Raw genomic sequence first — 24,258 nt, forward strand, 5'->3', positions numbered from 1 at the left:
GCATATGGGCCTAGTGTTAAATTTTGAAAAAATCGACTTCAGAAATTTGGTTCTGGGTTAAAAAGTGCTAAAATGAATAAAGTGAAACTTCATGAACTTAAAGAATTAAAGCATATAAAGAGATCATCCGGCAGTGCCAGCATTAAAGGAGGAACCTATTTTGGTAAAAGTGCGCACGAAAGATATTATAGAAAAGTTTGGGCTTGAATTGATTGCCGGAGAGGAAGGCATAAACCGGCCGATTACAACGAGTGATATTTCACGTCCTGGCTTGGAGATGGCAGGTTATTTTGATTATTATCCGGCTGAACGCGTTCAATTGATCGGAAAAACGGAACTGTCTTTCGTTGAAACGTTAACAAATTCTGAGCGGGAAATCCGGCTTGAACGCCTCTGTACAGATATTACGCCCGGCATAATCGTGACGAGAGGGCTTGATATCCCGGAAGAACTGATTGAAGCAGCCGAGAGAGAATCAGTTCCGCTGCTTCGCTCCAAGCAAAAAACGACCCGTTTTTCCAGTCTGCTGACCAATTTTCTGGAAAGCAAGCTTGCTCCAACAACAGCTGTTCACGGCGTCCTTGTTGATATTTATGGGGTAGGAGTGCTGATAACAGGTAAGAGCGGAGTAGGTAAAAGCGAGACGGCACTTGAATTAGTAAAACGCGGACACCGCCTTGTTGCAGATGACTGTGTGGAGATCAGGCAGGAAGATGAAGATTATCTGGTGGGAAATTCACCAGAATTGATCGAACATCTGCTTGAAATCCGCGGTCTCGGCATCATCAATGTAATGACTCTGTTCGGCGCAGGAGCTGTCCGTAGCTATAAAAAAATCTCTGTGGTTATGAATTTGGAGCTGTGGGACCCGAAAAAACAGTACGATCGTCTCGGCCTTGATGAAGAAAAAATGAAAATCATCGATACGGAGATTACGAAGCTGACCATTCCGGTAAGACCCGGACGAAATCTCGCTGTCATCATTGAGGTGGCTGCCATGAATTTCCGCTTAAAGAGAATGGGAATGAATGCGGCGGAACAGTTCACGAACCGCCTTTCAGATGTGATCGAGGACGGAGACCATGATGATCGTTAATCTGTGAAAACAGATCAATCATTTTTCAATCAAACGTTTGATTGAAAGCTGTTAATCCTCACCAGGCTTCAAAAAAGTATAGATAAAGGGCGCAGCCGCGCTTTTCGAAAGGAAAAGTGATCATGGACAACAATATTCAGCCGTTAGATCCGATTGCCATTTCTCTTGGGCCGATTCAGGTCCACTGGTATGGCCTGATTATCGGCCTAGGCATTGCTCTGGCTCTCATTATCGCGATGAGGGAAGGGGAAAAAGGGGACTCCCTAAGGACATCTTTGCCGATTTAATGCTTTGGGCCATTCCCATTGCGATTATTTCCGCCAGGATCTACTATGTTATTTTTCAATGGGATTTTTATTCGCAGAACCCGGGTGAAATCATCAAAATATGGAATGGCGGAATTGCCATTCATGGAGCCTTGATTGGTTCTGTCATCACCGCATATGTTTTTGCAAAGAAAAAGAAAATATCGTTCTGGAAGCTTGCTGATATTGCAGCGCCAAGCATCATTTTGGGGCAGGCAATCGGCCGATGGGGAAACTTTATGAATCAGGAGGCGCACGGGAGGGAAGTCAGCCGGGCGTTCCTGGAGAATATGCATCTTCCTGAATTTATCATTAACCAAATGTATATTAACGGAGCTTATTATCATCCGACTTTTTTATATGAATCCATCTGGAATATCGTTGGATTTATCATCCTTATCTTATTAAGAAGAGCAAACTTAAGGCGCGGGGAGCTTTTCCTCTCGTATGTTATCTGGTACTCGATCGGACGTTTCTTCGTAGAAGGCCTCCGTACCGACAGCCTGATGCTTACTGAGAATTTAAGGATTGCTCAGACAATATCTATCGTTCTTATTATTGTGGCGCTGGTTCTGATTTTTTATAGAAGAGCAGAGGGTCATGCCAAAGCTCGTTATCTGGATAAAGCCGAGGGGAAATAAAGAATAGGGGAGAGTAGAAATGCTGGTTGAATCATCCAAAAGGGGGCTGATGGCCGGCTTAAAAACAACATGGACACTCGGGAAAGTCATATTCCCGGTCACGCTGATTGTGGCACTGCTGCAGCATACGCCGGTGCTTCCATGGGTTATCAAGCTGATCACACCCCTTATGAATTTGATTGGGCTGTCAGGAGATGCAGCCATACCGCTTGTTTTGGGGAACTTCTTGAATTTGTACGCCGGAATTGGAGCTATTCTTACGCTCGATTTAACGGTTAAAGAAGTGTTTATTATTGCCGTCATGCTGTCGTTTTCACATAATATGCTGATTGAAACGGGAGTTGCTTTGAAGGTTGGCGTTAAGCTTTGGGTCGTTCTTACCGTCCGTTTCGGATTGGCGCTGTTGAGTGCCATTGTTATCAACCTTGTTTGGCAGGGCGGATCTGAAACGGCTAAGTACGGATTTATACCGGCAAAGGAAGAGCAGGTGTCGGGGGCATTGCCAATCCTGCTGGATGCACTGCTGACGGCTTTGCTTGGCATTCTCCAGCTTGCCATCATCGTCATCCCGCTGATGATTATTATTCAGATTTTAAAAGATAAGCAATGGCTTGCTGTCTTTTCAAGATGGATGGCGCCTGTGACCAGGGCACTTGGAATGAAAGAAAATACGTCTACAACCCTTGCAGCCGGATTGGTGATTGGCCTTGCCTATGGGGCGGGTGTCATGATCCAGGCTGTAGAGGAAGATGGCGTCAGCAAAAAAGATGTAACGATCGCATTTATTTTCCTTGTAGCCTGCCACGCAGTCGTCGAAGATACACTGATTTTCGTGCCGCTTGGCATTCCAGTGCTGCCGCTGCTGCTGATCCGTCTGGGTGTGGCGGTCATTCTGACACTGGTGGTGGCGATGATTTGGAACCGTGCTGATCTGGCAAAAAGAAAGGAAGCAACATATGAGCATTAACACACTATTATTTGATTTAGATGGAACATTAATTGACACAAACGAATTGATTATTTCCTCGTTTTTGCATACACTCGGAAAATATTATCCTGACCGCTATCAGCGGGAAGATGTTCTTCCGTTCATGGGGCCGACCCTGCATGAAACATTTGAGACCATCAACCCTGAAAAAGTGGAGGAAATGATCTCAGTTTACCGGGAGTACAATATTAAGAACCACGACTTGCTTGTGAAGGAATTTGCCGGCGTGTTTGAAACGGTTCGGACTTTAAAAGAATCAGGATATAAACTGGGCATTGTTACGACGAAAGTTTCCAATGTAGTTGAAAAGGGCTTAAAGCTGACAAATCTTGATCAGTTCTTCGATGTGGTTGTCACGCTTGATCATGTGGAGAAGCCAAAGCCGGATCCGGAGCCAATCTTGAAGGCGTTGAGCCTGCTGGATGCGAAGCCGGAGGAAGCCATTATGGTCGGCGATAATTCACACGATATCGATGGCGGAAAAAACGCCGGCACGAAAACGGCTGGTGTAGCCTGGACAGCGAAAGGCATTGAATTCCTCGCGCGCTTTGAGCCGGATTATATGCTGGACAATATGGCTGACCTGCTCGATATTCTTGAGGCAGAAAACCAATGAGAAAAACGGAGCGTTTTCCGGTAGAGGGAGGAAATTCACTCTGGCATGTTTATAAAACGGTTCCGTTCCTGAAGGTTGTCAAAAACTTTATTGTGATTCAGCTTGCGCGCTATACGCCATTTCTGGGCATGAAGAATTGGCTCTACCGTAACTTCCTGAGAATGAAGGTGGGGGACCAGACATCATTTGCACTCATGGTGATGCTGGATGTCATGTTCCCGGAAAAAATAAGTGTCGGCCGCAACACGGTCATCGGCTACAACACGACAATCCTCGCTCATGAATATCTGATTAAGGAATACCGCCTCGGCCGGGTTGAAATTGGCAGTGAAGTCATGATTGGCGCTAATTCAACTATACTGCCGGGTGTCACAATCGGTGATGGTGCGATTATTTCAGCCGGAACGCTTGTCCATAAAGATGTCCCTGCCGGAGCCTTTGTCGGCGGCAACCCGATGCGTGTCATCTATACAAAGGAAGAGCTTGCCGCTCGCTGGGCGGACGATCCGATATATGGTACAGATAAAAATAAAACTCCGCTTGCTTAGGCTGGCGGAGTTTTTATAATCAATAACTTCAAATAACCTATAGAAAAAAGAACAAACTATATAAGTAAGCTCCTTTTTAAAAAAAGGAGTCTTTTTTATTTTTCTGTCTCTTTTGGTTGACGGAGCCGTGAATGCGCGTTAAACTACATATAACTTCAATCTACTACCATATTAGCGAACTAAAGGATTCGGAATTTTTAAGTCATAGAGGTGAATGGTTTGAGCCGATTATTTATGTTTGAAAAGCCGTTAGGCATGAGAGATACATTACCTGATCTATACGAAAGAAAAGCTGCAGTCCGTACATCCATCCAGGAGGAAATGAAACGCTGGGGCTATCAGTTTATCGAAACGCCTGCACTTGAATACTACGAAACAGTCGGGGCGGCTTCAGCGATATTGGATCAGCAGCTGTTCAAGCTTCTTGATCAGCAGGGCCATACCCTGGTGCTCCGGCCGGATATGACAGCGCCGATTGCAAGGGTGGCAGCAGCCCGTCTCTTAAAAGACGAGCTGCCGATCAGGCTTGCGTATTCCGCCAATGTATACCGTGCACAGCAGCGGGAGGGCGGCAGGCCGGCTGAGTTTGAGCAAATCGGTGTTGAATGCATTGGCGATCATACGATTAGTGCGGATGGCGAAGGAATGGCACTCATGATCTCTGCTCTAAAAGAAGCAGGGCTTCAGAATTTTCAGCTTTCAGCAGGCCACATCGGCTTTGTCCGTGACTTTTTCCAGCAGATTTTAGGAACGGAAGAACGAGTGGAAAACCTGACACGATTTTTGTATGAGAAAAATTATGTAGGATACAGGGAGCATGTAAAGAGTCTGGCCCTTTCGTCCATTGATAAACAAAGGCTTCTTGATTTCCTTAAATTAAGGGGCGGGGAAGAAGTCATTGAGATTGCCTATGGCCTTCTGGAAAACGGCACAGGAAAAAAGGCATTAGCCGAGCTTGAACAGCTTTGGAGCATTATGCAGGACTATGGCCAGGAAGGCACAGTTAAATTTGATTTAACGCTTGTCAGCCATATGAGCTACTATACGGGCATTCTTTTTGAAGTATATGCAGGAAATGTTGGTTTCCCGATCGGAAATGGAGGCCGCTATGATCTGCTGCTTCAAAAATTCGGAAAAGATACGGGGGCAACCGGCTTTGCCATCAGATTGGACCGCCTGCTGGAAGCGCTGGAAGACAGCCAGGAGGCTGAACCTGTTTACTGCATTTTATACAGTCCGGAACGCCGCAAAGAGGCATTCGATTTTGCGAAGAAAGAACGTTCTGCCGGAAAGAAAGTGGTCCTGCAGGATATTAGCGGTGTTAAGGACATAGATGCCTGCACCAGCCAGTATGAGGACATTACCTTTTTAGTCGGTAAAGCTGGAAAGGAGAGCATAAAATGAGTGATGTTTTAACGATTGCGATGCCAAAGGGCCGCATATTTGAAGAAGCAGCTGAATTGCTCCGCCGTGCAGGCTTTCAACTGCCTCCGGAATTTGATGATTCACGCAAATTGATCATCGATGTGCCGGAAGAAAATTTCCGCTTTATCCTGGCAAAGCCGATGGATGTGCCAACATATGTGGAACATGGTGTAGCAGACCTTGGGATTGCCGGAAAGGACGTAATGCTTGAAGAAGAGCGGGATGTCTACGAGCTTCTTGATTTGAAAATTAGTGCCTGTTATCTCGCTGTTGCGGGACTGCCAAACACCAGGCTGAATGATGTGGCCCCTAAAATTGCTACAAAGTATCCGCAGATTGCGGCAGCGTATTTCCGTGAACAGGGGGAGCAGGTGGAGATCATTAAATTGAACGGCTCAATAGAACTGGCCCCGATGATCGGGCTGGCGGACCGGATCGTGGATATCGTATCAACCGGCCGGACACTGAAAGAAAACGGGCTCGTTGAATACGAAACCATTGTCGGAATCACATCAAGATTGATCGTCAATCCAGTCAGCTACCGTATCAAGGATGAACGCATCAGCGAGCTGGTTGGCCGGCTGACAGAAGTTATTTCAGGAGAAGAAATAAGCTCTTAAAAGGATGTAGAACCCTATGAAAATTTTAAAAGTTGATGACCGGATTTCAATTAAACGGTCCGTTGATAACGGAACAGAAGAACAGCGGGCGATTGTAAAAAATATAATTGAAACAGTCCGCCAAAACGGCGATCAGGCTTTAAAAGAATACACAGAAAAATTTGATGGCATCTCTCTGGATGAATTAAAGGTACCACAGGCTGAAATAGAAGAAGCTTTGAGTCAAGTGGATGGAAAGATCCTTGAGATCATTAAAGAAGCTGCCGGAAATATCCGGTCTTTTCATGAAAAACAGCTCCGTCCTTCCTGGATGACAACAGAAGAGAACGGCACAGTCCTTGGCCAAAAGATCACACCGCTTGATTCAGTCGGCCTGTATGTTCCGGGCGGAACGGCGGCATACCCGTCATCTGTACTCATGAATGTGATTCCTGCAAAGGTTGCGGGAGTCAAGAGAATCGTGATTACCTCTCCTCCTGATAAAAAGACTGGAAAGCTGCCTCCGGCTGTTCTGGCAGCAGCACACATCGCCGGTGCGGAAGAAGTCTATAAAGTAGGCGGAGCCCAGGCAATCGCTGCATTGGCATATGGAACTGAATCGATCCGGCCTGTCGACAAGATCACAGGTCCGGGGAATATCTACGTTGCCCTCGCAAAACGCGAAGTTTTTGGGGATGTGGATATAGATATGATTGCAGGTCCAAGTGAAATCGCTATATTGGCAGATGAGACAGCACATGCGGAGGAAGTGGCGGCAGATTTATTATCACAGGCAGAACACGACCCGATGGCAAGCGCAGTCCTTGTGACACCATCATCTGCTTTGGCAGAAGCGGTGTCAGCAGAAGTGGAACGCCAGCTTGCCGAGCTGCCCCGCCAGGAAATTGCCGCTGGGTCCATCAGGAATTACGGAGCTATTTATGTGACGGAAAGCATGGATGAAGCGGTTGAAACGGTTAACAGCCTGGCTCCGGAACATCTTGAAATTTTAACAGTGAATCCAATGGAGCTTCTCGGGCGGATTCGTCATGCAGGAGCGATCTTCCTCGGAAGATTCAGCCCTGAACCGGTTGGCGACTATTTTGCCGGTCCAAACCACGTCCTGCCGACAAACGGGACAGCCCGTTTTTCAAGCCCGCTTAATGTGGAGGATTTTCAAAAGAAATCAAGCATTCTTTTATACAGTGAAAAAGCATTAAAGGATAATGGGGAAAAAATTGCGGCCTTTGCGCGTCTGGAAGGTCTTGAAGCCCATGCCAGATCCATTGAGACGAGACTAAGAAAATAAGCTGGAGGAATAATCATGGCCAGAACTGCTGAAATTTCACGTAAAACCAATGAAACGAATATCACTCTATCCTTGAATATAGACGGCGAAGGCAAAAGCGATCTGGAAACAGGCGTGCCTTTTATGACACATATGCTGGACCTGTTTGCCAAGCACGGACAATTTGACTTGAACATCGTTGCAAACGGCGATACAGACGTGGATGACCACCACACAACAGAGGACATTGGCATCTGCTTAGGCCAGGTGCTGAAGGATGCTTTAGGAGATAAAAAAGGCATCAAGCGCTACGGAAATGCTTTTGTTCCAATGGACGAAGCGCTGGCTCAAGTTGTTGTTGACCTCAGCAACCGCCCTCACCTGGAGATGCGTGCCGAGTTCCCGAGCCAAAAGGTGGGGACATTTGATACAGAGCTAGTGCATGAATTTCTCTGGAAACTTGCGCTTGAAGCGAGAATGAACCTGCATGTCATCGTTCACTATGGACAGAATACACACCACATCATTGAGGCGATTTTCAAAGCGATGGCTCGTGCGCTGGATGAAGCAACGACGATCGATCCGCGGATTAAGGGAGTTCCCTCAACGAAAGGGCTGTTGTAAATGATCGGCATCATCGATTACGGAATGGGGAATTTGTTTAGTGTCAGTAAAGCACTTGAACGGTTGGAGGTTCCTTATTTCCTTTCTGAAAATAAGCTTGAGCTCCTGAAAGCAGACGCTTTAATTCTGCCGGGTGTCGGCTCTTTCAAGGATGCAATGAGTATCTTAAATTCTACTGGCCTGGCAGATCTGGTAAAGGAGTTTGCTGATACAGGCAAGCCGCTCCTTGGCATTTGCCTTGGCATGCAGCTTTTATTTGAGAGCAGTGAAGAGAATGGACTGACAGAAGGATTGCAGCTTCTGCCTGGCCAAGTGAGGCGGTTTCCCGGCACAACAGCAGAAGGTGAAACGTACAAAGTTCCGCATATGGGCTGGAACCGTCTTGAATTCCTGCAGGGCTCGCCGATTTTAAAAGGGCTTGATGAAGATTATGTCTATTTCGTCCACTCTTATTTTGTAGATACAAATGATAAAGAAGTAGTTATCAGCAGCAGCTTGTATGATGTAGATGTGCCGGCAGTAGTCGGCAGAGGCAATGTGTTCGGCATGCAGTTCCACCCGGAAAAAAGCAGTTCGCTCGGCATGGCGCTTTTACGCAATTTTACCGAGCTGGTTGAAGAAAGGATGTCTGTAAAATGAGTTTTACGATCTATCCGGCAATCGATATGAGAGGCGGCAAATGCGTCCGGCTCCTGCAGGGGGATTATGATAAGGAAACGGTGTATGGCGACTCTCCGTTTGATATGGCCAAAAAATTTACTGATGAAGGAGCAGACTGGATTCATATGGTCGATCTCGACGGGGCAAAGGATGGGAAGCAGGTTAATGATCAGTATGTCATCCAGGCTGCCCGCGAACTTGGCGTCTCCGTTCAGATCGGTGGTGGCATCCGTACAGAAGAAGACATCCTTCATTATCTTGATAATGGTGTAACACGCGTAATTATTGGAAGCATTGCCATCTCCAATCCTGAGTTTGCTATTGAGATGATCCGCAAATATGGCAAAGCCATAGCGGTAGGGCTTGATGCGAAAAATGGCTATGTGGCCACACACGGCTGGCTTGAAACTTCTGAAGTAAAGGCAGTTGACTTGGGTAAGCGATTTGCCGACGCCGGTGCGGAAACATTTATTTTTACGGATATCGCAACAGATGGGATGCTATCTGGGCCGAACGTTGAAGCTGTTCGCCTGCTTGCACGGGAAACCGGAAAAAGTGTAATTGCATCCGGCGGGGTCAGTCAGCTGGCTGATTTGGCGGAACTTCAGGAATACGCATCAGAAGGTGTCGCGGGGGCCATCGTTGGAAAGGCAATATATGAAGGCCGGTTTACCGTAGCGGAAGCTCTGAAAGAGGTGAAGGCATAATGCTGACGAAACGCATCGTTCCCTGTCTGGATGTAAAGGACGGCCGTGTGGTAAAAGGAGTGCAATTTGTGCAGCTGCGTGATGCCGGAGACCCGGTTGAGCTTGCCCGCTTTTATGATGGGCAGGGAGCTGACGAGCTGGTTTTCCTCGATATCTCCGCTTCACATGAAGGGCGGAAGACAATGGTTGAAGTTGTGAAGGCTGTTGCGTCTGAGCTGGCCATTCCCTTTACAGTCGGCGGAGGGATAAACGCGCTTGAAGATATGAAGCGAATTTTGCGGGCGGGGGCTGATAAGGTTTCTCTTAATACAGCTGCCGTAAATAATCCAGATCTAATTACAGAAGGGGCAAATTTCTTCGGATCACAGTGCATCGTTGTGGCAATTGACGCTAAATACGATGAACAGCTCGGTTCCTGGCGCGTGTACACACATGGCGGACGGACACCGACTGATCTTGAAGTCATTGCCTGGGCCCGTGAAGCGGCCGAGCGCGGGGCTGGAGAAATTTTACTCACAAGCATGGACTCGGACGGTGAGAAAAAGGGCTTCGATATCCATCTGACGAAAGCAGTAAGCGAGGCGGTTTCGATTCCGGTTATTGCTTCTGGCGGGGCAGGAAACGCCGATCACTTTGCGGAAGCATTCATCGATGGAAAAGCGGATGCCGCATTGGCAGCATCTATTTTTCACTATAAAGAAACATCTGTTGCAGAAGTGAAATCTTTCATTAAGGAAAAAGGGGTGGTAGTCCGATGAATATCGATGGTGTAAAGTTTGACGAAAAGGGACTGATCCCTGCCGTTGTGCAAGATGCGAACACAAAAGAAGTATTAACATTAGCTTATATGAATCGGGAATCTCTTTTAAAATCAGCGGAAACAGGGGAGACCTGGTTTTTCAGCCGTTCCCGCAATGAGCTGTGGCACAAAGGGGCAACAAGCGGAAACACGCAGAAAATTGCAGAAATGAAGCTTGACTGTGACCAGGATGCCATTGTGGTTCTGGTTGAACCTGCGGGACCTGCCTGCCACAAGGGAACAGTCAGCTGCTTTGAGGAAAGAGTATACGGGGAAGAGTCAGGCGGTTTATCTGAATACGAAATCCTTAATACACTTGAAAAAGTCATTGAAGAACGCGAAAGGACACGCCCAGAAGGAGCCTACACAACCTATCTTTTTGAAAAAGGCGTGGATAAAATCCTGAAGAAGGTAGGCGAAGAATCCGCAGAAGTCATCATCGCTGCGAAAAACCGTGACAAAGAAGAACTGAAATGGGAAGCGGCTGACCTGATTTATCATTTGATGGTGCTGCTGCGCGAGCAGGAACTGCCTTTTAGCGAAGTCTTGAAGGTGCTTAATAAACGGCATGAAAAGAAAGAACCGGCCTCCGAATAGGGAGGTCGGTTTTCTATGTCAAATGTAAGATAAATTCTCGAAGATGCCAGATAAATTTTAGAACATGTTAGATAAAAGAAGAATGATGCTAGATAAATTATGAAATGTGCTAGATATAATTGAAAACATGCCAGATATAAAAATATAACAAAAATCTAAGCAGGAAATTACGCTTCTTCAGAAGAATATTTATATAGCTAATAGAAGGAGTGATGCTTTTGATCATGAAACATCGAACAATTCCAATAAGAATTCAGAAAAATGAAGTGCTTCTAAGAAGACTTCCGAAAAATCATAAAGTTCGTGCTGAAATTGAAGAAGACCAGGCAAAAAGGTGGGCAGGATATCGGGGAGAAGCAGCTTTAGACTTCCATTTAAGCAAACTGCCGGCAGATGAATATATGATTTTTCATGGATTGCGACTGACAAATGGACAATACTTCTTCCAAATCGATACACTCATCCTCTCTTCGAAATTCGCCCTCATTTTAGAAGTAAAAAATATCTCCGGAAAACTATACTTTGAATCACAGTTTAATCAAATGATCCAGACAACACATAACGGTGAACAAAAGGGCTATTCTAACCCAATCGAGCAAGCCAGCCAACAGGCAAGGGAATTAGAGAAATGGTTAATGAAACGCAGCATCCGTCTTCGGGTCGAATTCTGTGTTGTGATTAGCAGGCCTTCTACAATCCTGCAATCGTCCTCAGATAATAGTCTAATCCACCAAAAAATCACACATGTCCAATATTTACTGAACAAAATTGAAAAGTTAGATATGACAAGTAAACAAACCCCACTCACAAATAAGGAGCTCAAAAAGATTTCTAAAACTTTTTTAAAGGAGCATACTCCTGAGAAATTTGATATCTTAAATTTTTATAAAATATCACAAGATGAAGTTATTAAAGGGGTTCTCTGTCCAGTATGCATCTCAGTTTCCATGAAAAGAATAGATGGTGTTTGGGTTTGCCAGGGCTGCACCTTGAAAAGCAGTGACGCTCATCTTAAAGCAGTAACCGATTTATTTCTATTAAATAATGATCAGCCGATTTCGAATAAGGAATTTCGAGATTTCCTTCAACTGAATTCTTCCCATATTTCCAGAAGACTATTAAAATCCCTCAACCTCCCCCACACCGGCACAAACAAAGGCCGTCGCTACCACCCGCCTCCAAACTTCCACTTAATCTCCGAATTAAATACCATCACCGCTAAATCAACGCAATACCCCTTTAAAACATTACCGCGGCAAGATTTTCAATAAAAAAATACGATTGGAAATAGTATTGTCATATCTTCCCTTCTCCCGAGGCTTGTTCGTGTGATATACTACTTTAGTTACTAACATTTATGGAGGATTTCATGAGTAAAGACTCTAAAGCTAGACACCAAAAGGGAAAGTTACTGTCATTTATCCCGAATGGTGAGTACTATTTTTCCAAAGGGATTAAGGCGTACCACCGCAGGGATTTTCATAAAGCGAAGAAATATTTAATGCGGGCTATGCAGCTTGAGCCGGGTGAACCGATGATTGTCTGCCAGCTTGCGATTGTTCAGTCAGAAATGGGTGAGTATCAGGAGTCCAACCTGCTGCTTCATATGATATTGGAAGAGCTTGATGAGGATATGTCGGAATGCCATTATTTCCTTGCCAACAACTATGCTCATATGGGCCTTTTCAAAGATGCTTACACGCATGCCAATACGTATCTGGAGTTGGATCAGGACGGAGAGTTTACGGACGATACAGAGGATCTGCTGGAGCTTCTTACGCTTGAAGCGGATGATCTGGATGACGAGCTGTACGAGCAGGATGACTTGATAACGAAGCAGGAACATGCACGGGAATTGCTGGAGTCCGGCCATTTTCCAAAAGCGGTTGAGATTCTGAACTCTGTTATTGATGAGTATCCGGAGTATTGGTCCGCATACAATAATTTGGCCCTGGCGTATTTTTACCTGGGAGAAGTGCAAAAGGCGGCAGATATTTTAGAGAAGGTACTGGAAGAAAATCCGGGTAATCTTCATGCGCTTTGCAACAAGCTGGTCTTTGCTTTTTACGAGCGGGATTTCCGGCAGGTGCGCCTGTTGAAAGAGGCTCTGAAAAAAATCAAGCCGCTTTCGGTTGAACACCAGTTCAAGCTTGGTGCCACATTTGCTTTAACCGGCGAGTATGAGGCTTCCTTTGCATGGCTTCGCAAGCTTCAGAAGAAAGGCTTTGAAGGGGACGGACCATTTTATTACTGGCTATCCTATTCCGCCTATTTCACAGGGCGTGAAGAGCTGGCGAAATCAGCTTGGAAGAAGGCAATTGAAATCAATCCGGAAAAAGAAGGCTTCGAGCCATGGAACGATGAAAAAGTAACCGGCAGCGGCTTTGAAGACCATTACTCTTCCATATTGAAAAAGCTGGAAAGCGACTATATTGAAGAGCGCTTATTCGGCCTCTTCCTAACATCGGTATCCAGCAGACGGGATGAAATACTCATCTCTGAAGCAATTGTAGGAAACAATAAGTTCTCAGCTATAGAGAAGGATTATCTTTCTTACGTTAAAACTGAGCAGGAAGCGCCTGCCCAGGTTCAGGCTGCACACGAAACGGCCCGGCTGTTTTATGAAAACTTCCACCCGATCGGCACGGTGGAAGCCGGACTTTATTTAATGTGGTTTACTATTTTTGCAGAATTGACAAATAACCGGCAGAATATTAAAAACAAAAATGCCTGGGCTGCAGCCATTGAGTATGTCTGGCATAAGCTTCGCAACGAAAAGGTTTCCCAGTCAAAGATTGCAGGAAGATACGGCATTTCCGCTTCAACGATGGGCAAATATGTAAAATCGGTGAATGACCGCCTTCAGTGAGCAGATATTTGGACGGAACACGTGCCAATTTTATAGGATAACAGTAAGAAGGTCATACTATAATATGCGTACTTATAAAGTGTTTTATTAATTACTGGATTTCTGATTACTGAAGGAGTGAAACGCTGTGACTGAAGAAAAAATTTATGATGTCATTATTGCTGGTGCAGGACCGGCAGGGATGACTGCTGCTGTATATACATCTCGTGCAAACTTGTCTACTCTAATGATCGAACGCGGTGTTCCGGGCGGACAAATGGCCAATACAGAAGAAGTGGAAAACTATCCTGGTTTTGACCATATTTTAGGTCCGGATTTATCCACCAAAATGTTCGATCATGCTAAGAAGTTTGGCGCTGAATATGCGTATGGAGATATTAAAGAAATCATTGACGGTGAAGAATACAAAACGGTTGTTGCCGGATCAAAGCAATATAAAACACGTTCAGTCATTATTTCTACTGGTGCCGAGTACAAAAAGCTTGGCATTCCTGGAGAGAAAGAGCTTGGCGGACGCGGTGTATCTTATTGCGCGGTCTGTGATGGAGCATTCTTTAAAGGCAAAGAGCTTGTGGTTGTCGGCGGCGGTGACTCTGCTGTTGAGGAAGGCGTATATTTGACTCGTTTCGCCTCTAAAGTGACAATCGTTCATAGACGGGACCAGCTTCGTGCGCAGGCAATTCTGCAGCAGCGCGCGTTTGACAATGAAAAAATTGACTTCATCTGGAACACGACAGTGAAGGAAGTCAATGACAAGGACGGAAAAGTGGGAAGCGTAACACTTGTTTCTGCTGAAACCGGCGAAGAAAGAGAATTCAAGGCGGATGGTGTATTCATCTATATCGGCATGGTTCCTCTTTCCAAGCCATTTGAAAGCCTTGGCATCACAAACAGCAGCGGCTATATCGAAACAAATGAAAGAATGGAAACAAAGGTGGAAGGCATTTTTGCAGCAGGAGATATCCGCGAGAAGTCCCTTCGCCAAATCGTTACAGCTACAGGTGATGGAAGCATCGCTGCCCAAAGCGCCCAGCACTATGTGGAAGAATTAATGGAAAGCCTGAAAGCGAAGAAATAATTTTTAGAAAAAATAGCCACTGGTTGAAAAGTTTTACAAAAAGTCATGGGGTTTTAATTCTCCTGTAACCTTGATGAAATAAAATTCGGGTAGTATAGGAATAGAAATTGACCCCCTTTTAAAGATATAATCCTTTTTAAAGCACAGGCACATGCCTGTGCTCTTTTTTTGCGTAAATACAGTATGAATTGAAGAAGTTTTTTAGAAACCTGTATTCATTGTGGCTCTAAGACAAAAATAGTATAATGAAAAGAATAATAAAAGTACGTTAGCCAGCCTTTGCTTTTATGAAAAGGGCGGCAGCGGCCTGATTTTGAAAATTAGAGGTGAAATGTGTTGCAGCGAGTCACGAACTGTGTGCTACTGAAAGACGATAAAGTATTGCTTTTACAAAAGCCGAGAAGAGGCTGGTGGGTGGCCCCGGGCGGTAAAATGGAGCCGGGTGAATCAGTGAGGGACTCGTGCATCCGTGAGTTCAGGGAGGAAACAGGCATCTATCTGCGCAATCCGAATATTAAAGGCATTTTTACGTTCATCATGAAGGATGGCGAAAAGGTTGTGCAGGAGTGGATGATGTTTACTTTTCTGGCTACAGCTTCTGATGGGCTGAACCTGGATGAATCAGAGGAAGGCAAGCTTCGCTGGCATCCGTTTTCAGAGATAAAGAATCTGCCGATGGCTGCCGGTGATTCGCATATTTTGGAGTATATGATTCATGGCCAGGGAATGATTTATGGAACATTTACGTATACGCCGGATTTTGAATTGCTTAGTTACAGGCTGGATCCAAGCTGAATTTGACAGATACAGGGGGAAATAAAAATGAGTACGGGTGCAGTTAATGATACTCAAATGGTGATTATTACGGGAATGTCAGGGGCGGGGAAAACAGTAGCCATCCAAAGCTTTGAAGATCTTGGCTTCTTCTGTGTAGACAATTTGCCGCCGACGCTGCTTCCTAAATTCCTTGAACTTATGAAGGAATCCGGGAATAAAATGAATAAGGTGGCATTGGTGATGGATTTGCGCGGACGTGAGTTTTTTGACCACCTGTTTAAGGCGCTCGATGAATTGTCCGAGACATCCTGGGTCACTCCGCAGATTTTATATCTTGATGCGGATGATTCCACACTCGTCAGAAGATATAAAGAAACAAGACGGTTCCATCCCCTTGCACCATCAGGATTGCCTCTGGAAGGCATCAAGCTTGAACGTGAGCTGCTCGAGGAATTAAAAGGCAGGGCACGGCTGATTTATAATACTTCACAAATGAAACCGAGGGAATTGCGCGAGAAAATACTTACGGAATTCTCATTGAATAAAAAAACAATATTTACGGTTAACGTCATGTCTTTTGGCTTTAAGCATGGAATTCCAATTGATGCCGACCTGGTATTCGATGTCCGGTTCCTTCCGAATCCCCATTATATTGAACATATGAGGCCGAAGACAGGTTTGGATGCAGAGGTATCGGGCTATGTGCTGAAATGGACGGAAACCAGTAAATTCTTGGAGAAGGTTACGGAGCTGCTGAGCTTTATGCTTCCGCATTATAAGCGGGAAGGGAAGGCTCAATTGGTGGTGGCAATTGGATGTACGGGAGGCCAGCACCGTTCGGTAGCGCTGACGGAATATATTGCAGACTACTTCAGCAAGGATTACAATACGGCAATTACCCACCGTGACATCGACAGGAGAAAGGAAAACATCAAATGAACCGACAGCCAAGAATCGTCATCATCGGCGGAGGAACGGGGCTGCCTGTCCTCTTAAGGGGACTGAAGCAGTACCCTGTTGATATTACTGCCATTGTGACAGTAGCCGATGATGGCGGCAGCTCAGGGAGATTACGGAATGATCTTCATATCCCGCCGCCCGGTGACATCCGCAATGTGCTGGCCGCTCTTTCAGACGTTGAGCCGCTCATTGAGGAGATGTTCCAGCATCGCTTTGCGACATCCAATGAATTGTCCGGGCACTCGCTTGGCAATTTAATTCTCGCGGCAATGACCTCGATTACCGGAAACTTTGTTCATGCAATTCAGGAGATGAGCAAGGTGTTAAACGTAAGAGGAAAGGTACTGCCTGCTGCCAACCAGAGTGTGGTTCTTCATGCTGAAATGGAAGACGGGACCATCGTATCGGGAGAATCAAAGATTCCTTATTCCGGCAAAAAAATCAAGCGGGTGTTTTTAACTCCTAAAAATATTAAAGCCCTGCCTGAATCACTGCAGGCAATCAGACAGGCTGACATGATCATCATTGGTCCCGGAAGCTTATATACAAGTATTCTTCCAAACTTGCTTGTTCCCAGGCTCGGACGTGAGGTCTGTCAATCGAAAGCGAAAAAAGTTTATATATGCAATTTAATGACACAGGCAGGCGAGACGCTCGACTATACAGCGAGTGACCATGTCAAAGCGCTGTATGCTCATATGAGCTGTGCTTTTATCAATACCATCCTGGTAAACAATGAAGAAATTCCTGCTCATATTCAGGAGCGGTACAGCGAGGAAATGGCAAGGCCTGTTGTGTATGATACGGGTGCACTTGCCGAATTGGGCCTTGATATTATGCCCGGTGAAATTGTCAGCCACAAAGGCGGGATCATTCGCCATGATACAAAAGAAGTTGCCCAAATGCTTTATGATTTAATTTTACATGAAACTAATAGGCGTTTTAACGCGTAATATAAAGGTGTAAAAGGGCTTTTGCCAGTAAAAAAATAAACTGTGCATACGTTTGCTCAGTAAAGAATATCTTTTTATATGTCTCTGGCTAAGCACTTTTACGGATAGGGGGTGAAGGGATGTCTTTCGCTTCGGAAACGAAAAAAGAATTGACGAACCTGGAATTAAAAGACTGCTGCGGCAAAGCGGAATTGTCCGCCTTAATCCGGATGAATGGGTCACTTTCTTTTTCCAGCCGGAAATTGATTGTGGATATACAGACGGAGAATGCAGCCATTGCAAGAAGGATTTACACGCTGATTAAAAGGAATTACAGCGTTCAGGTCGAGCTCCTGGTCCGGAAAAAAATGCGGCTGAAAAAGAACAATGTATATATTGTCAGGCTGACGGAACAGGCCAGCATGATTCTTGATGACCTGAAAATTTTAAGTGAGGGATTCGTATTTACACACGATATCTCCAAAGAGCTCATAAAAAAGAAATGCTGTAAGCGTTCTTATCTGCGCGGTGCATTCCTTGCCGGGGATCGGTAAACAATCCGGAAACCTCCTCCTATCATCTGGAGATCGCTTCACTTTACAAGGAGCATAATGACGCTCTTTGTGAACTGATGAATACGTTCGGGCTGAACAGCAAAACGCTTGAACGGAAAAAAGGCTATATCACGTATTTAAAGGAAGCCGAAAAAATAACGGAATTCCTGAATATTGTCGGGGCACATGCATCTCTGCTCCGGTTTGAAGACATCCGGATTGTCCGCGATATGAGAAACTCAGTCAATCGACTCGTAAATTGTGAAACAGCGAACTTAAACAAAACCATCGGGGCGGCCTTGCGCCAAGTGGAGAATATCCGCTTTATTGACCAGACAGTTGGACTGCAGATTTTGCCCGACAAACTGAGGGAAATAGCCGAATTGCGTGTAACATACCAGGATGTCACCTTAAAAGAGCTTGGGGAGATGGTCTCAGGCGGAAATATCAGCAAATCAGGCATTAATCACCGATTAAGAAAAATAGATGAAATCGCTGAAAAACTCAGAGCAGGCAGCACCATAGATGCTCACTAATGGAGGCATCAGCAGGGAGGAGATATACAATGGCAGAGAAACAGGTAGAAGTTAAGCTGAAGACAGGATTGCAGGCCCGTCCGGCAGCATTGTTCGTACAAGAGGCCAATCGGTTCTCATCCGATATATTCCTGGAGAAGGATGGAAAGAAGGTAAATGCAAAAAGCATTATGGGGCTAATGAGCCTGGCTGTAAGCTCAGGATCAGTTATTACCCTGAAGGCTGAGGGAAACGACGAAAACGAAGCTCTCGAAGCGCTGGCAAACTATATTCAGAAGGAAAACTAAAACAACTCGCATCGGGAAGATGCGAGTTGTTTTTTTACAGCTGTCTAGCTCCAGCGCCTACCCCTCGAGGAGTCGGGGGTGAGCAAGGCGCTTCCGCTTTTCTTATTACTTATCTTTCTTTTCTTCCAAAGAGTTTCTGGTAATGATCTGGTCAACCAAACCGTATTCAAGAGCTCTTTCAGCTGTCATAAAGTTATCGCGGTCTGTATCTTTTGCAATGACTTCAAGCGGCTGTCCTGTACGCTCTGAAAGGATCGTGTTTAATTTTTCGCGAAGGAAAAGGATGCGCTTTGCAGCGATTTCAATTTCAGTCGCCTGTCCTTGTGCACCGCCAAGTGGCTGGTGAATCATAACTTCAGCGTTTGGAAGAGCAAAACGCTTTCCTTTTTCACCTGCTGCAAGAAGGAATGCACCCATGGATGCAGCCATACCGATACAAATGGTTTGTACCTTTGGCTTGATGAATTGCATCGTATCATAAATAGCCATACCAGCTGTAATGCTTCCGCCAGGGCTATTAATGTAAATGGAAATGTCCTTTTCAGGGTTTTCAGCTTCAAGGAATAACAGCTGGGCAACAATGGAGTTTGCCACATTATCATCAATTCCGCTTCCGAGCATAATGATGCGGTCTTTTAAAAGGCGGGAATAAATATCATAAGCGCGCTCCCCGCGATTTGTTTGTTCAATAACTGTAGGGATTAAGTTCATTTTCCAATTCCTCCTTCAAGATAAGGTCAACATACATGATGAACAAGCATGTTCTTCCAAGTAAAGAAAATTTTTTAACTCCTATGTATTATCATGATACACTGATGGTCAATTAAGGTCAAACGAATCGCATAGAAATAGCAGCTGATTCGTTCGACACTTTTTTCTGTGCTGTGCTATCTCATTCCATGATACCCATTGTTCCGATTTTTAAAACTAAAAGGAGGCTTGCAAAGTGAATAAACATAGCATATAATAAGTTATCGTAGCGGCTGAGCGCTTAGTCAGCCAGTTTCTAAACTATTTGCCCTCGTGGTGCAACGGATAGCACGTAAGATTCCGGTTCTTGAGATGTGGGTTCGATTCCTGCCGAGGGCGCTAGCAAAACTCCTTGTCTGATATGGACAGGGAGTTTTTATTTTTACACTTTCCGCACGTAAATCTAAAAAACTCTCTCTTAATTTAAGCCTATCGTTAAAAAAACCTAAAAAATCCGCAGGTTTCACCATAAAAAATGAATATTCCCCCTCAGCCACGCATATTGTGAAGTATTCAGAAAGAAGTGCCGGTTCGGTTGGTGATTGCCAGGATATTTCCATACAACATTTTCTGTGAATATTGTAAAATGGGGACAGGGGGAATGTACGATGAATTTGAAAGCTGGGTTATGGCAGCAGCAGACAATGAAATTAACAATGACACAGGAGCTGACGCAGGCGATTGCCCTTCTGCAATACAGCACACAGGAGCTTTCTGCTTTCCTGGAAAGCAAGGCGCTTGAAAATCCCCTTCTAAAAGTAGAGTCCGGTCATGTCCAGTCGATGGATCCCCGTTATGACCGTGTCAAACCGACAAGGATAAAAGCCGAAAAAGATAAAATAAATTGGATTGAGCAGATTGGCTGCGGAAAGACCGTGCTGCTTGATGAATATTTGAAATCACAGCTTCATTTGAATTTAAACAGGGATGAACAAAAAGTGATTGAGCATCTTATTGACAGCCTTGATGAAAACGGTTACTTCCGGGCGGACCTGAAGGCATTAGCCGATGCTCTTAACATGCCCCTTGAGAAAGTGGAGCAGATGCTTGAAGAGCTGCAGGAACTTGAGCCCGCCGGCGTTGGTGCAAGAAATCTTCAGGAGTGTCTGTCCCTCCAGATTAAGAGATTGCCGCAAGAAAATGAACTGGCTGAAATCATTATAGATGAATACTTTACCCTGTTTGCTGAAAAGAAGTGGAAAGAAATCGCAAAACAGCTCGGTGTGGAGCTTAGAGACATACAGACGGTATTTGACCTTGTGCAGACGTTGAACCCAAGGCCGGCTTCATCCTTCCAGAGCGAAAAATCCGCCTACATAACACCGGACGTGATTATTCAGTGGGATGGCAGCTCTTTTTCAGTCAGTGTTTTTGATGAAGTACTTCCCAAAATCAGCTTTAATGAACCTTATTATAAAAAGTTCTCGGCTAGTGGTGATCGAAATGTCAGCCGTTTCCTGCAGGAAAAGCAGCAGGATTATCAATGGATTATAAGAAGTATTGAGCAGAGGAAAGAGACTCTTGCAAATGTGACTCTTAAAATTGTTGAAAAGCAGCAGGACTTTTTCATTAAAGGGCCAGCACATCTGAAGCCGATGACAATGAAGGAAATATCAGATGAACTCGACATTCATGAATCAACAGTGAGCAGGGCAGTCCGGGAAAAGTATGCGCAAACGCCATTTGGGACGTATGAACTGAGATCGTTCTTCTCCAGCACGATCAAAACGACATCTGATGAGAATACGTCTTCACAGCAGGTCAAGACGATTATTGGTAAAATGATAGAAAAAGAAAATAAACAAAAGCCTTTATCCGATCAGGAGCTTGTGAAGCTGCTGAAGGAAAAAGAGGGGATGGTTGTCAGCAGAAGAACGATTGCAAAATATCGGGATCAGCTGAGCATCCCGTCATCATCCAAACGGAAAAGGTATGACTGACAAAGGAGATTTGCTGATTGAAACAGCCAGAGCTAGTGTTTTATACACGCAGCAGATGCCCGCTGTGTGATAAAGCTAAGAGTGTGTTAGTTGAATTAAAGAGAGACTATGAATTTACGTTAATTGAAAAAGATATTGATGAGAGCGATGAACTGACTGAAAAGTATGGACTTATGATTCCGGTAGTTGAAATTGAAGGGCGTGAAGTACAGTTCGGGCATATTGACCCTATTACAGTAAGTGAAGCGCTTACAGAAAAAAACTGAGTTTTATCAGTTGATTTCAATACTCACTCTTGCTATTATTGAGAAGAAGCAAGGGTGATTTTTTTTGCAGTAAGTGGGACATAATATGTCTATGCGGGACAAAAAATGACCACATATGATGAAGGAGCTTTCCGGATGTACTCACTAATTGATATTCAAAAAAGATTATTGCCTGATATGCTTGCGGTTATGCAGAAGCGTTATGGGATTCTTCATTACATTGGGCTGATGGAGCCGGTTGGAAGAAGAAGCCTTGCAGTCAGTATGGGGTTGACGGAAAGAGTGCTGAGAAGTGAGGTTGAATTTTTAAAAGACCAGAACCTGATCCTCATTTCAAGTACAGGAATGAGTCTTTCTCCCGATGGCAAAGAATTACTCGGAGCTCTTGAAGGAATAATGAGAGATATTTCGGGTATAGCCGTAATGGAGCAGGAATTATCCCGAAAGCTTGGCATTCGCCAGGCGATCATTGTTTCCGGAAACAGCGATGAATCTCCATGGGTGAAGCAGGAGCTTGGCAGAGCAACAGCAATGTGTATGAAATCAAGCCTCAAAGGAAAAAATATCATCGCAGTTACAGGCGGGTCCACAATGGCAGCCGTAGCGGAGATGCTTACTCCTGATCTTGCCGAACGTGATTGGCTGTTTGTGCCGGCACGTGGCGGAATAGGCGAAGATGTTAAAAACCAGGCTAACACCATTTGTGCCAAAATGGCTGATCATACTGATTCCAGGCACCGTGTCCTGTATGTGCCGGACCAGGTAAGCAGGGAGATGTATGAAAGCATTATTAAAGAACCCAATATTAAGGAAGTAATCACCCAGATCAAATCGGCAAGCATGGTTTTGCACGGGATTGGGGACGCTATTACAATGGCGGAACGCCGCAAAACCAGTGAAGAAGATTTGGTTAAAATCAAGCAAGCCAAAGCAGTCGGGGAATCATTTGGCTATTACTTCAATGAAGGCGGCGAGATTGTACATAAGGTTCAGACCATCGGCCTTCAGCTGGATGACCTATCACAAATTGAACATGTCATTGCAGTAGCAGGCGGCTCCACAAAGGCTAAAGCCATCGCTGCATACATGAAACGGGCACCATCCTCTACCATACTAGTGACAGACGAAGGTGCAGCAAAACAGTTGATAAAAGGGTAATCCCTTTTCAAATATAAAATCTACCTTTTCAAGGAGGAAATATTCATGGCAGTTAAAGTTGGTATTAACGGATTTGGAAGAATCGGGCGCGTTGTTTTCCGTGCAGCTCTTAAAAACCCTAACGTAGAGGTTGTAGCAGTAAATGACCTTACAGATGCAAACATGCTTGCACACCTTTTAAAATACGATTCCGTACACGGAACTCTAAATGAAGAAGTAACTGTTGACGGCGATTATCTTGTTGTTGGCGGACATAAAGTAAAAGTTATTGCAGAGCGCGATCCTGCTCAATTAGGATGGGGAGATCTTGGCGTAGAAGTAGTAGTAGAATCTACTGGACGTTTCACAAAGCGTGCTGACGCTGCGAAACATCTTGAAGCTGGTGCTAAGAAAGTAATCATCTCAGCTCCTGCATCTGAAGAAGATATCACAGTTGTTATGGGTGTTAACCATGAGAAATATGATGCTGCAAACCATCATGTAATCTCTAATGCTTCTTGTACAACAAACTGCTTGGCTCCATTTGCAAAAGTTTTGAACGACAGCTTTGGCATCAAGCGCGGTATGATGACAACTGTTCACTCATACACAAATGACCAGCAAATCCTTGACTTGCCACACAAGGACTACCGCCGTGCACGTGCAGCAGCGGAAAACATCATTCCTACAACTACTGGAGCTGCAAAAGCAGTATCTCTAGTATTGCCTGAACTAAAAGGCAAATTGAACGGTGGAGCTATGCGTGTTCCAACTCCAAACGTTTCTCTTGTTGACCTTGTTGTGGAGCTGGATAAAGACGTAACTGCTGAAGAAGTAAACAATGCTCTTAGAACAGCTGCTGAAGGCGACCTGAAAGGCATCCTTGCTTACAGCGAAGAGCCATTAGTATCTGGCGACTACAACGGAAACCCTGCATCTTCTACAATCGATGCACTTTCTACAATGGTTATGGAAGGCAACATGGTAAAAGTAATCTCTTGGTATGACAACGAATCTGGTTACTCTAACCGTGTAGTTGACCTTGTTGACTACATCGCTCAAAAAGGGCTTTAATTCTCACAAAAATATTCGTTATACGAAGCATTCACAAGCTGACTTTTTTCTCTGAAAAAACACCTCATCTTGTTGGATATTCAAATCGCTAGCGTCTATAATGGATAAGGGTAAAAGGGGAGCAGGGAAACATTCCCTCTCCCCTTTGTTTTAAGTAAAACTATTTAACCGGGATGGTGCTTAGCTCCCGAACCTGGAGGCTTTT

Annotated in this window: 24 protein-coding genes, 1 tRNA gene and 2 pseudogenes; 26 read left to right on the top strand and 1 reads right to left on the bottom strand. The window is 44.9% G+C overall.

Features of this window, described 5'->3' with window-relative positions; all coding sequences use genetic code 11:
* Positions 1–160: 160 nt before the first annotated feature.
* The 21 genes and pseudogenes from hprK to LLY41_RS03580 all read left to right on the top strand — a co-directional run bounded on the left by hprK (position 161) and on the right by LLY41_RS03580 (position 18,886).
* Positions 161–1,096 (top strand): HPr(Ser) kinase/phosphatase, encoded by a 936-nt coding sequence (gene hprK, locus LLY41_RS03480; protein ID WP_061793405.1) that lies wholly within the window; start codon positions 161–163, stop codon positions 1,094–1,096.
* 122 nt (positions 1,097–1,218) lie between these two features.
* Positions 1,219–2,042 (top strand): annotated as a pseudogene (lgt, locus tag LLY41_RS03485) (prolipoprotein diacylglyceryl transferase).
* A gap of 19 nt (positions 2,043–2,061) precedes the next feature.
* Positions 2,062–3,009: a nucleoside recognition domain-containing protein gene (locus tag LLY41_RS03490; RefSeq protein ID WP_304586970.1), complete on the top strand. Its 948-nt coding sequence runs from the start codon at positions 2,062–2,064 to the stop codon at positions 3,007–3,009.
* Entirely contained in the window at positions 2,999–3,646 is a 648-nt protein-coding gene (ppaX, locus tag LLY41_RS03495) for a pyrophosphatase PpaX (protein WP_304586971.1), read from the top strand. Before LLY41_RS03490 ends, ppaX begins: the two co-directional genes overlap by 11 nt.
* Complete coding sequence (locus LLY41_RS03500; protein ID WP_304586972.1) at positions 3,643–4,194, top strand: acyltransferase; 552 nt, start codon at positions 3,643–3,645, stop codon at positions 4,192–4,194. The genes ppaX and LLY41_RS03500 overlap by 4 nt, the downstream gene beginning before the upstream one ends.
* Positions 4,195–4,413: 219 nt before the next feature.
* The gene (locus LLY41_RS03505) at positions 4,414–5,598 is read left to right on the top strand and encodes an ATP phosphoribosyltransferase regulatory subunit (protein WP_095243491.1); all 1,185 of its coding nucleotides are present in this window, start codon (positions 4,414–4,416) and stop codon (positions 5,596–5,598) included.
* Positions 5,595–6,239 (top strand): ATP phosphoribosyltransferase, encoded by a 645-nt coding sequence (gene hisG, locus LLY41_RS03510; protein WP_035329276.1) that lies wholly within the window; start codon positions 5,595–5,597, stop codon positions 6,237–6,239. The genes LLY41_RS03505 and hisG overlap by 4 nt, the downstream gene beginning before the upstream one ends.
* Positions 6,240–6,255: 16 nt before the next feature.
* Positions 6,256–7,527, top strand: coding sequence for a histidinol dehydrogenase (hisD, locus tag LLY41_RS03515; RefSeq protein ID WP_304586973.1), 1,272 nt, complete (start codon positions 6,256–6,258; stop codon positions 7,525–7,527).
* 15 nt (positions 7,528–7,542) lie between these two features.
* The gene (hisB, locus tag LLY41_RS03520) at positions 7,543–8,130 is read left to right on the top strand and encodes an imidazoleglycerol-phosphate dehydratase HisB (protein ID WP_304586974.1); all 588 of its coding nucleotides are present in this window, start codon (positions 7,543–7,545) and stop codon (positions 8,128–8,130) included.
* On the top strand, positions 8,131–8,769 hold the full coding sequence (hisH, locus tag LLY41_RS03525; RefSeq protein WP_304586975.1) for an imidazole glycerol phosphate synthase subunit HisH: 639 nt from the start codon (positions 8,131–8,133) through the stop codon (positions 8,767–8,769).
* Entirely contained in the window at positions 8,766–9,497 is a 732-nt protein-coding gene (gene hisA, locus LLY41_RS03530; protein ID WP_304586976.1) for a 1-(5-phosphoribosyl)-5-[(5-phosphoribosylamino)methylideneamino]imidazole-4-carboxamide isomerase, read from the top strand. Before hisH ends, hisA begins: the two co-directional genes overlap by 4 nt.
* Positions 9,497–10,255: an imidazole glycerol phosphate synthase subunit HisF gene (hisF, locus tag LLY41_RS03535; protein ID WP_095243495.1), complete on the top strand. Its 759-nt coding sequence runs from the start codon at positions 9,497–9,499 to the stop codon at positions 10,253–10,255. The genes hisA and hisF overlap by 1 nt, the downstream gene beginning before the upstream one ends.
* Positions 10,252–10,893: a bifunctional phosphoribosyl-AMP cyclohydrolase/phosphoribosyl-ATP diphosphatase HisIE gene (gene hisIE, locus LLY41_RS03540; RefSeq protein ID WP_304586977.1), complete on the top strand. Its 642-nt coding sequence runs from the start codon at positions 10,252–10,254 to the stop codon at positions 10,891–10,893. The genes hisF and hisIE overlap by 4 nt, the downstream gene beginning before the upstream one ends.
* A 224-nt stretch (positions 10,894–11,117) precedes the next feature.
* Positions 11,118–12,164, top strand: coding sequence for a nuclease-related domain-containing protein (locus LLY41_RS03545; protein WP_304588007.1), 1,047 nt, complete (start codon positions 11,118–11,120; stop codon positions 12,162–12,164).
* 98 nt (positions 12,165–12,262) lie between these two features.
* Complete coding sequence (locus tag LLY41_RS03550; RefSeq protein ID WP_304586978.1) at positions 12,263–13,762, top strand: tetratricopeptide repeat protein; 1,500 nt, start codon at positions 12,263–12,265, stop codon at positions 13,760–13,762.
* Positions 13,763–13,889: 127 nt separating this feature from the next.
* On the top strand, positions 13,890–14,840 hold the full coding sequence (trxB, locus tag LLY41_RS03555; RefSeq protein ID WP_095243499.1) for a thioredoxin-disulfide reductase: 951 nt from the start codon (positions 13,890–13,892) through the stop codon (positions 14,838–14,840).
* A 336-nt stretch (positions 14,841–15,176) separates the two neighbouring features.
* Positions 15,177–15,635, top strand: a complete 459-nt coding sequence (locus LLY41_RS03560; RefSeq protein ID WP_035329286.1) for an 8-oxo-dGTP diphosphatase — start codon at positions 15,177–15,179, stop codon at positions 15,633–15,635.
* A 27-nt stretch (positions 15,636–15,662) separates the two neighbouring features.
* Complete coding sequence (gene rapZ / locus LLY41_RS03565) at positions 15,663–16,556, top strand: RNase adapter RapZ (RefSeq protein WP_095243500.1); 894 nt, start codon at positions 15,663–15,665, stop codon at positions 16,554–16,556.
* Positions 16,553–17,530 (top strand): gluconeogenesis factor YvcK family protein, encoded by a 978-nt coding sequence (locus LLY41_RS03570; protein WP_095243501.1) that lies wholly within the window; start codon positions 16,553–16,555, stop codon positions 17,528–17,530. Before rapZ ends, LLY41_RS03570 begins: the two co-directional genes overlap by 4 nt.
* A 119-nt stretch (positions 17,531–17,649) precedes the next feature.
* Positions 17,650–18,599: pseudogene (gene whiA, locus LLY41_RS03575) on the top strand (DNA-binding protein WhiA).
* 29 nt (positions 18,600–18,628) lie between these two features.
* The gene (locus tag LLY41_RS03580; RefSeq protein WP_009331822.1) at positions 18,629–18,886 is read left to right on the top strand and encodes an HPr family phosphocarrier protein; all 258 of its coding nucleotides are present in this window, start codon (positions 18,629–18,631) and stop codon (positions 18,884–18,886) included.
* A 105-nt stretch (positions 18,887–18,991) separates the two neighbouring features.
* On the opposite strand, the gene clpP is transcribed toward LLY41_RS03580, so the two are convergent.
* Positions 18,992–19,597 (bottom strand): ATP-dependent Clp endopeptidase proteolytic subunit ClpP, encoded by a 606-nt coding sequence (clpP, locus tag LLY41_RS03585; protein ID WP_095243503.1) that lies wholly within the window; start codon positions 19,595–19,597, stop codon positions 18,992–18,994.
* Between the two features lie 306 nt (positions 19,598–19,903).
* On the opposite strand from clpP, the gene LLY41_RS03590 reads away from it, so the two are divergent.
* The 5 genes from LLY41_RS03590 to gap all read left to right on the top strand — a co-directional run bounded on the left by LLY41_RS03590 (position 19,904) and on the right by gap (position 24,053).
* A tRNA-Arg gene (locus LLY41_RS03590) sits at positions 19,904–19,975 on the top strand.
* A 269-nt stretch (positions 19,976–20,244) separates the two neighbouring features.
* Positions 20,245–21,576 (top strand): RNA polymerase factor sigma-54, encoded by a 1,332-nt coding sequence (gene rpoN, locus LLY41_RS03595; RefSeq protein WP_304586979.1) that lies wholly within the window; start codon positions 20,245–20,247, stop codon positions 21,574–21,576.
* A gap of 17 nt (positions 21,577–21,593) precedes the next feature.
* The gene (locus LLY41_RS03600) at positions 21,594–21,842 is read left to right on the top strand and encodes a glutaredoxin family protein (protein WP_304586980.1); all 249 of its coding nucleotides are present in this window, start codon (positions 21,594–21,596) and stop codon (positions 21,840–21,842) included.
* 135 nt (positions 21,843–21,977) lie between these two features.
* Positions 21,978–23,000, top strand: coding sequence for a sugar-binding transcriptional regulator (locus LLY41_RS03605; protein WP_304586981.1), 1,023 nt, complete (start codon positions 21,978–21,980; stop codon positions 22,998–23,000).
* Positions 23,001–23,045: 45 nt separating this feature from the next.
* On the top strand, positions 23,046–24,053 hold the full coding sequence (gene gap / locus LLY41_RS03610) for a type I glyceraldehyde-3-phosphate dehydrogenase (RefSeq protein ID WP_304586982.1): 1,008 nt from the start codon (positions 23,046–23,048) through the stop codon (positions 24,051–24,053).
* The last annotated feature ends 205 nt before the right edge of the window (positions 24,054–24,258 follow it).

Source organism: Cytobacillus firmus, from assembly GCF_023612095.1.
In the GTDB taxonomy this organism is placed as follows: domain Bacteria; phylum Bacillota; class Bacilli; order Bacillales; family Cytobacillaceae; genus Cytobacillus.